This window comes from Streptomyces murinus, from assembly GCF_002154555.1.
GTDB lineage: Bacteria > Actinomycetota > Actinomycetes > Streptomycetales > Streptomycetaceae > Streptomyces > Streptomyces murinus.
Genome location: NZ_MUNF01000275.1, coordinates 1 through 8,049, shown reverse-complemented (window position 1 = coordinate 8,049; position 8,049 = coordinate 1). Strand labels below are relative to the sequence as shown.

Below are 8,049 nucleotides of genomic sequence, written 5' to 3'. Positions count from 1 at the left end.
ATCCACCTCACCCGCCTCACCGCCCGCCTCTTCGGCTTCCCGCGCGCCATCGCCCACGGCATGTGGACGGCGGCGCGCTGCCTGGCGGAGCACGGGGACGTCCGCGCGGCCCGGGTGGAGTTCCGGGCGCCGGTGCTGCTGCCGGGGGTGGTGCGGTACGGCGCGTTACCGGAGGGCGACCGGTTCGAGCTGCGGGGCGCGGACGGCCGGGTGCATGTGTCGGGGCGGGTGGGCGAGGCGCCGTAGGACGCTGGAGGGCCCGGTAAGAGGTACCCCACGTACCCTCGTCCCCATGCTGCTAGCCGCCATTCCCTCCCCCTCGGTGAACGGTTTCCACCTGGGGCCCCTGTACATCCACTTCTACGGCCTGATGTACGTCGTGGGCATCGGCCTCGCCGTCTACCTGGGCCGGCGCCGCTGGCAGGCTGCGGGCGGGGACCCGGAGCTGGTGGACGAGGTCGCGATGTGGGGTGTGCCGTTCGGCATCCTCGGCGGCCGGATCTACTTCGACCTGACCACGCCGAAGGGCATCCCCCATCACTGGTGGGGCCTGCTGGCGGTGTGGGACGGCGGGCTGGGGATCTGGGGCGGGGTCGCCCTGGCCACGGTGGTCTGCGTGTGGCGGCTGCGCCGGGCGGGTGCCTCGGTCGCCGGGATGATGGACGCGCTGGCCCCCTGCCTGCTGATCGCGCAGGCCATCGGCCGTATCGGCAACTACTTCAACCAGGAGCTGTTCGGCGGCCCGACCAGCCTCCCCTGGGGCCTGGAGATCGACCCCGCCTACCGCCCCGCGGGCTACCTCCACAACGCCACCTTCCACCCCACCTTCCTCTACGAACTGATCTGGAACCTCCTCCTGGCGGCCCTCCTGATCCGCCTGGGCCGCAGCGGCCGGGTCCGTCCGGGCGGCCTGTTCCCGCTCTACGTCGCCGGCTACTCCGCGTTCCGCGTCTTCGAGGAGTCCCTGCGCGTCGACTACTCCCAGTACTTCCTGGGCCTGCGCCTCAACTTCTACATCGCGGCGCTGGTGGCGCTGGCGGGTGTGGTGTGGTTCGTGCTGCTGCAACGGCGTGCGCCGCGCGAGGCGATCGCGGGGACCGCCGAGTCCGGTGAGTCCGCCGAGTCCGGTGAGTCCGGTGCCGAGGAGACCCCGGCCCGTCCGTGACGCGGGTGCGTTGCGCAGGTGCGTTGCGCGGGTGCGTCAGGCGTGTGCGGGTCAGCCGGTGACGCCGGGCACGACCAGGCCGGATTCGTACGCGATCACCACGGCGTGGGTACGGTTCTGGGCGCCGAGCTTGGTCAGCACGTTCCCCACGTGCGTCTTCACCGTCTCCAGGCTGACCCCGCACGACCGCGCGATCTCCGGGTTGGACAGACCGGTGGCCATCAGGCGCAGCACCTCCTCCTCCCGGACCGTCAGCGCCGCCTGCGGCAGGGCCTCGGCGGAGTCCAGCGGGCGGGCGGTGACCAACCGGCGCAGGGCCGCGGGGAAGAGGATCGCCTCGCCCGCCGCGACCACCCGCACGGCCCGGGCGATCTCGGGGACCGGGAGCCGTTTGAGGACGAAGCCGGCGGCTCCGGCGCCGAGTGCGGCGGTGACGTAGCCGTCGTTCTCGAAGGTGGTGATCACCACGACCTTCGGCGGCTCGGCCGGTCCGGCGAGGAGCCGCCGGGTGGCCTCGATGCCGTCGAGCCGCGGCATCCGCACATCCATCAGAACGACGTCCGGCCGCAACCGCCGTGCCCGCTCCACCGCCTCGACACCGTCGGCGGCCTCCCCGACCACCACGATCCCCGGCTGGAGCGCGAGCAACGTGCGCAGACCGCTACGCGTCACCGCGTCGTCGTCGGCGATCAGGAGGGTGACGGGCGCGTTCGTGTCGGGGCCGGTCGCGCTCGCTGCGCTCGCCTCGGGGCCGGCCGTCGCGCTCGCGTTGTGGCTGGTGGTGATCACCGGGCTCGCCTCGGGGCCGATCGTCGTCTCGCTCGTGTCGGGGGCTGCCGTGGTCGCCGGGCTCACACCGGGGCCGGGCGTCGTCGCCACGCCCACCCCGGAGACGGTCGCGGCCGTCGCGCTCACACCGGGGCCGGTCGCAGTCGTCGCGCTCACGTCAGAGCCGGTCATCGCGTCACGCCCGCGTCGGGGGCGGTCACGACGCAGCCGGTCGTCGTCGCGCTCGCCTCGGAGCCCGCCGTGGTCGCCGCGCTCGCGAGGGAGCCGGTCATGCCGGCACCCGTACGGGCAGCCGGGCCGTGAGCCGCCAGTGGTCGGGGCCGTCGGGGCCGGCCGTGATCTCGCCGTGCAGGAGCCGTACGCGCTCGGTGAGTCCCGGCAGGCCGTGGCCGGACGTCGGGAAGGCCGTCGTAGCCGAATCGCCCCCCGGACCGGTCCGGTTGACCACGCTGAGCCGTAGCGCGTCCGGGGTGGCCGTCACCGTGACCCGGATCGGGCCGCCCGCTCCGTGCCGCAGCGCGTTCGTCAGCCCCTCCTGGAGGATCCGGTACGCGGCGCGGGCCGGTGTCCCCCGCACCCGGGTGAAGTCGCCCGCCAGCTCCGGCTCCACCACCGCGCCCGCGTGCCGCAACCGGTCGAGCAGCTCGGGCAGATCGGCCAGGGAGCGGGGCGGCGCCGTAGCCGTCTGCTCCTCGCGGAGCATGCCCAGTACGTAGTCCAGGTCTTCGAGGGCGGCCCGGGTCGACTCCTCGATGCTGCGCAGCGCGGCGCGCGCCGCCTCCGGGTCGGCGCCGAGCACCTCGCCCGCCACCGCCGCCTGGATCGTGGCGGCCGTCAGCGTGTGTCCGATCGAGTCGTGCAACTCATGGGCCAGCCGGTTGCGTTCGGCCAGCGCCCGCTCCCGCTCGGCCGCCAGCGCGAGCCGCTCCGCCGACGAGGGGCCGAGCAGCCGGGGCGCCAGCCATCGCAGGGCGCCCGTGACCGCCAGGCACAGCACCGCCGCGAGCAGCAGGCAGCCGAGCGCCGCCGCCCAGCTCTGCCAGCCGTGCTCCGGCCGCAGCGACCAGCCGCGCACGCTGACCCCGGCCTCGGCACCGGCCCAGCCACCGGGCAGCAGCAGGCCCGCGCAGACCAGCAGGACGGCCGACTGCGCCCCCGCCCAGCCCAGGGCCACGTGCGCCAGCAGCCACAGGGGGGTGCGCAGGCGGTCGGAACCCGGTGCCGTGGAACGGGCCGATGCCATGGAGCGGGCCGATGCCGCCGTGGAACGGGCCGGTGCCGTGGAACGGGACGACTCGGCCACGGGGTCCGGCAGCGGCACCCCCAACATCCGCCGGGCGCACGCGATCAGCACCCGCCGCGTCGTACGAGCCAGCCCGATCACGCCGATCAGCACGGCCCAGACCAGCACGGTCAGGACGATCCGCACGCCCTCCGGAGCGGACGGCCACGCCAGCGCCGGCAGCGCCGCGAACGGCAGCAGGGGAAGGCTCACCAACGCGCCGCAATAGGCGAAGAGTGCACCCGCGTACGTGGAGCCGCGCAGCAGCGGCCGGAATCCCCTGGTCATAGCCACGTCAGTATGCCCGGACGGCTCACCGGCGGCCTCCCTCGATCGGGGGAGCGGATTCTCCCGCCTTTCCGCGATGTGTGCCGCGGGTCCCGAACTCCACCATCGAGGCTCACCGGTTGACGGGATGGAAGGACGGGCCGATGAACGCCCAGGGAATCGAGACGCACCACATGGCGTCCGCGCGACCAGACGCCGTAGGGACACGGCTCACGACACCGAGGAACGGACTGGCCACGGCCGCCCTGACGCTGGGCGTCACCGGCCTGCTCACCTCCGTCGTCTTCGTCGGCGGCCCCCTCGCCGTGATCGGCCTGATCCTCGGCATCGCCGCGCTGATGACGGCCGGAAGGACCGGCGCGGGTCGCGGCAAGGCCGTCACCGCCCTGGTGGCGTCGGCCCTCGCCATCGTGGTGTCCGGGCTGGTCGCCGTCCTCGTGCTCTGGTACGCGGACCAGACGCAGGAGTGCTACCGGCCCGACAGCTTCCACCAGTACACGCAGTGCGTCCGCCTGCACCTCGACGGAGACCGACCGGCCTCCTCCCACCGGTGAACCGGCCGCCCACCCTCTTCGACAAGGACGAGCACACCGTGCGCAACGGAACCACCCGCCGAGCCTTCCTCCTCGCCGCCGGCCTCACGGCGGCCTGCCTCTCGTCGCCGATCCCGGCCCCGGCCCTCGCCGCGTCCGGTTCGTCCGGCGTCTCCACCGCCGCGGCCCCCCTGCGGGAGTACACCCAGCAGAAGCTCCACTGGAAGCCCTGCGACGCGAAGAGCCCCCGCGCCCTGCGGTGCGCGACGCTCAAGGTGCCGCTGGACTACAGCGACCCCGGGGGCCGGAAGATCAGCCTCTCGATATCCCGGCTGAAGGCGACCAGTACGACGGAGCGCCGCGGCGTCCTGCTGCTCAACCCGGGCGGCCCCGGCGCACCCGGACTCCAGCTGCCCACCGAGCTCCAGTTCCCCGCGGAGGTGAAGCGACAGTACGACCTCATCGGCTTCGACCCGAGGGGCGCCGGCCAGAGCTCCCCCGTCAGTTGCGGCCTGACCGCCGAGGAACAGGCCGACCATCCGTACAAGGCGGAGACCTTCACGAAGGACGTCGAGTGGGCCCGCACGGTCGCCGAGAAGTGCCGGGCGAAGGCCGGTGACCTGCTGCCGTACCTCATCACCCGCAACAGCGCCCGCGACATGGACGTCATCCGTGCCGTGCTGGGCGAGAAGAAGATCTCCTACCTGGGGTACTCCTACGGCACCTACCTCGGCGCCGTCTACATGCAGCTGTTCCCCGGGCGCGCCGACCGGTTCGTGCTGGACAGCGCGACCGACCCCACGCGGATCTACCGCGGGACGTTCCAGGACATGGCGAAGGGCGCCGAGCAGGCGTTCACCCGATGGGCCGAGTGGACCGCCCGGCGCGACCGTACCTATGGACTGGGCGACACCCCCGCCGAGGTCCGCGCGACCTACTGGAAGCTGATCGCGCGGGCGGACCGCGAGCCGATCATCTTCGACGGACAGGCGCTGACGGGTGACGACATCCGCGCCGACAACAGCACGTTCTTCCACGTCGAGGCGGGCGCCGAGCGGATCGCCGCGCTGAAGATGGCCGCCGAGAACGGGACCCCGGCCCCCACCCCGTCCGGTACGGCCGGCACGTCCGGCACGTCCGACCAGGCCGAGGCGCCCGACGACAACTACGCCTCCATCGCCTGGTCCGTCATGTGCGCCGACACCCGGACCTGGTCGCACGACCCCGAGCGCTACCGCCGCGAGGCGATCCGTGACAAGGCCCGCTACCCACTGTACGGCGACTTCGCGAGCGCCATCACGCCGTGCGCCTTCTGGCCGCGGGGCAGCGAGCCGCAGACCACGATCGACAACACGGTCGGCGCGCTGATCACCCAGAACGAATGGGACCCCCAGACCCCCCTGTTCGCCGGCCGGGCCATGCACCATGCCCTGCGCGGCTCCCGGATGCTCACCGTCACCGGCGGCGAGGGACACGGCGTCCTCTACGTGCCCGGCGGCAACTCCTGCGCGGACAAGGCCGGCACGCTCTACCTGACCACGGGCAGGCTCCCCGCCGAGGACGTGACCTGCCGGGCCACCGCGGACCCGGCCTGACCGGCCGGGCCACCGAGCTGCCGGGCCACCGAGCTGCCGGGCCACCGCGATCCGGCCCTGACCCGCCGGGAGGTCAGGGCCGGGCGGCCGACGCCACCCCCGGCGGCGCCCAGCGGTTTCCGGACATCAGGTTGCCCAGACCGGACCAGGCGAAGTTCATCAAGGCGGCGGAGGCCTGGGCGGCGGTGGCGGTCGGGGTGGTGTTGGTCCAGTCGGCCAGGGATTCGGCGGCGCCGACCAGGGCCACGGCGAGGCCCTCGATCTCCCGGGTGGACAGATCACGGGAGTGCGGGGACTCCTGGGCGGCGCTCGCGATCAGACGGGTGACGAAGGCGGTCATCTCCGCGCGCATGGCGTCGGCCTCGGCGGCGAACCGGGGGCCGTGGGTGCGGGCCTGGAGGTGGAGGACGGTCCAGCCGTCGGGGTGCTCGGCGGTGTAGGTGAAGAACGCCTGCACACCGTCCCAGAGTTGGCGGTCGGCGGGGAGGGCGGGACGGACCGCCGCCCGCACGGCCTCGGTCAGGGCGGCGGCCTCACGGCGGATGCACGCGGTGAAGAGGTCGTCCTTGGAGTTGAGGTAGAGATAGACCAACGGCTTGGAGACGCCCGCCAGTTCGGCTATCTCGTCCATCGACGCGGCCGTGTACCCGTGCCGGGCGATGATCTCCACGGCGGCGTCGAGCATCTGCCGCTCGCGCTCCGCCCTCGGCATCCGTCTGGTCCTGCCGCCACCCATGGGGGCAAGACTAAAGGGACGCCGGGGCCGCCACCCGGCCTTTGACGATCTTGATGTTCCCGGTGGCCGGTGCCGGATACGGCTACGGGTGAGGGGTGTCGCCTACGACGGCTGGCTCTGCGCCCGCGCGCTGTCGTCGGCGATGTCCTCCTGGCTGCGGTTCGCCTCCAGGTTCGCCTTCATCCGGTCGACCCGGCCGACCACGTGCATCGAGGCCCGGTCCCGCTCCTTGCGCAGCACGACCCAGCTGATCGGCGCCGAGACGACCAGGGCGAGCAGGGCGATCCACAGGCCGTTGGAGCTGCCGAAGCCGCGCGGGAAGATGCCGGAGTAGACGGCTCCCCAGACGACCAAGAGGCAGCCCACGAAGATACCGAGGCGCTTCAGCGTGTAGCGGAGCATCTCAATCCACTCGTCCGATTCCAAAAGGGGTCATCGTCCAGTGAAGCACGCCTCGTGGGCGATCATGCAGCGGGGTCTGCGGGGGCGAAGCGGTCAGCCGAGGGACAGCAGCATGAAGATCTCGTCGCGGTCGTCGTCCGGGGCGACGCGGACGGCGCCGGGGACGCGGCCGACCTCCTTGTAGCCGCAGGAGCCGTAGAAGCGCTCCAGGCCGTGGCCGCCGCGGCAGGACAGACGGATCGCCTCGATGCCGGGCGTCGCGCGGGCCGCGTCCTCGGCGGCGGCGAGCAGGTCGCGGCCGTAGCCCTTGCCCTGGTGGCGGGGGTGGACCATCACGGAGTACAGCGAGAGCCAGTGGGCGTTCAGATGCTGCGGGTTCCCGGTGAGGAACGCGGCGGCGGCGGTCGTGCCGTGCGCGTCCCGGCCGACGAGGAGCCGGGTCCGGCCCTCGGCCATGTGCACGAAGTGGCGTACCAGCTCGGGCCGTATCTCCTCGCGGTGGACCGGCGGGACGAAACCGACGGCGCCGCCCGCGTTCGACACGTCCGTCCAGAGGTCGAGGAGGTCGTCGCGCAGGGCGGGGGTGATGGGGGGTTCCAGGGTGAAAGTAAGGGTCACTGGCGCATCTTATTCATTACCCGAGGGCCCGTGCGGCGATTTTCAGATCGGCGAGGAAGCCCTGGTAGGCGGCGTCGCGGTCATCGGAGCGGAGCACGGACGACGGGTGCACGGTGGGGAGCAGGCGTTCGGGGCGACCGTGGATGTCCTGCTCGATGACGGTGCCGCGCACCCGGCCGACCCGGAAGGAGGAGCCGAGCAGCGCCTTGCCCGCGGTGGCGCCGAGGACGACGATCAACTCGGGTTGGACGAGCGCCAGTTCCCGCACCAGCCAGGGCGCGCAGGCCGACATCTCCCGCAGGGTGGGGGCACGGTGGATCCTGCGCTTGCCGGGCTCGGTCTGCGCGAACTTGAAGTGCTTGACCGCGTTGGTGACGTACGCCTGCGCCGGATCAAGCCCGGCCTCCGCCAGCGCCTTGTGCAGCAGATGCCCGGCCGGACCCACGAAGGGCCTGCCCTGCCGGTCCTCCTGATCACCGGGCTGCTCCCCCACGAGCATCACCCGGGCGTCCTTGCTCCCCTCGCCGAAGACGGTCTGGGTGGCGGGGGCGTGAAGGGGGCAGCCCCGGCAGTCCGCCGCCGCCTTGCGCAAGGCGTCGAGTCCGCCGCGGGCGGGGACGAAGGGGGCGGCGGTGTAGGCG

Annotated in this window: 9 protein-coding genes and 1 pseudogene; 4 read left to right on the top strand and 6 right to left on the bottom strand. The window is 72.9% G+C overall.

Annotated features, from left to right (window positions below; all coding sequences use genetic code 11):
* Positions 1-246: pseudogene (locus CCN72_RS17885) on the top strand (MaoC/PaaZ C-terminal domain-containing protein); the annotation flags it as partial.
* A 46-nt stretch (positions 247-292) separates the two neighbouring features.
* Complete coding sequence (lgt, locus tag CCN72_RS17880) at positions 293-1,165, top strand: prolipoprotein diacylglyceryl transferase (protein ID WP_158101364.1); 873 nt, start codon at positions 293-295, stop codon at positions 1,163-1,165.
* A 51-nt stretch (positions 1,166-1,216) separates the two neighbouring features.
* Here lgt and CCN72_RS17875 read toward each other — a convergent pair whose 3' ends face one another.
* Positions 1,217-1,858 carry a response regulator transcription factor gene (locus CCN72_RS17875; RefSeq protein WP_202441778.1) on the bottom strand — a complete coding sequence of 214 codons (642 nt, stop codon included), beginning with the start codon at positions 1,856-1,858 and terminating at the stop codon, positions 1,217-1,219.
* Positions 1,859-2,222: 364 nt separating this feature from the next.
* On the bottom strand, positions 2,223-3,524 hold the full coding sequence (locus tag CCN72_RS17870; RefSeq protein ID WP_086808383.1) for a sensor histidine kinase: 1,302 nt from the start codon (positions 3,522-3,524) through the stop codon (positions 2,223-2,225).
* Between the two features lie 143 nt (positions 3,525-3,667).
* On the opposite strand from CCN72_RS17870, the gene CCN72_RS17865 reads away from it, so the two are divergent.
* Positions 3,668-4,078, top strand: coding sequence for a DUF4190 domain-containing protein (locus CCN72_RS17865; RefSeq protein WP_244174294.1), 411 nt, complete (start codon positions 3,668-3,670; stop codon positions 4,076-4,078).
* Positions 4,075-5,652, top strand: a complete 1,578-nt coding sequence (locus CCN72_RS17860) for an alpha/beta hydrolase (protein ID WP_244174292.1) — start codon at positions 4,075-4,077, stop codon at positions 5,650-5,652. The genes CCN72_RS17865 and CCN72_RS17860 overlap by 4 nt, the downstream gene beginning before the upstream one ends.
* Before the next feature lie 73 nt (positions 5,653-5,725).
* Here CCN72_RS17860 and CCN72_RS17855 read toward each other — a convergent pair whose 3' ends face one another.
* The 4 genes from CCN72_RS17855 to CCN72_RS17840 all read right to left on the bottom strand — a co-directional run.
* Positions 5,726-6,388, bottom strand: a complete 663-nt coding sequence (locus tag CCN72_RS17855) for a TetR/AcrR family transcriptional regulator (protein ID WP_086808382.1) — start codon at positions 6,386-6,388, stop codon at positions 5,726-5,728.
* A gap of 102 nt (positions 6,389-6,490) precedes the next feature.
* The gene (locus tag CCN72_RS17850; protein ID WP_086808381.1) at positions 6,491-6,790 is read right to left on the bottom strand and encodes a DUF4229 domain-containing protein; all 300 of its coding nucleotides are present in this window, start codon (positions 6,788-6,790) and stop codon (positions 6,491-6,493) included.
* A 93-nt stretch (positions 6,791-6,883) separates the two neighbouring features.
* Positions 6,884-7,408, bottom strand: coding sequence for a GNAT family N-acetyltransferase (locus CCN72_RS17845; protein WP_086808380.1), 525 nt, complete (start codon positions 7,406-7,408; stop codon positions 6,884-6,886).
* 16 nt (positions 7,409-7,424) lie between these two features.
* A partial coding sequence (locus CCN72_RS17840; protein ID WP_107430117.1) for a UdgX family uracil-DNA binding protein occupies positions 7,425-8,049 on the bottom strand: 625 nt, incomplete at its 5' end.

Bases quoted from the DNA above. Each gene is read 5' to 3' on its own strand.
- lgt (WP_158101364.1), top strand. From the start codon at position 293: ATGCTGCTAGCCGCCATTCCCTCCCCCTCGGTGAACGGTTTCCACCTG.
- CCN72_RS17870 (WP_086808383.1), bottom strand. From the start codon at position 3,524: ATGACCAGGGGATTCCGGCCGCTGCTGCGCGGCTCCACGTACGCGGGT.
- CCN72_RS17865 (WP_244174294.1), top strand. From the start codon at position 3,668: ATGAACGCCCAGGGAATCGAGACGCACCACATGGCGTCCGCGCGACCA.
- CCN72_RS17855 (WP_086808382.1), bottom strand. From the start codon at position 6,388: ATGGGTGGCGGCAGGACCAGACGGATGCCGAGGGCGGAGCGCGAGCGG.
- CCN72_RS17850 (WP_086808381.1), bottom strand. From the start codon at position 6,790: ATGCTCCGCTACACGCTGAAGCGCCTCGGTATCTTCGTGGGCTGCCTC.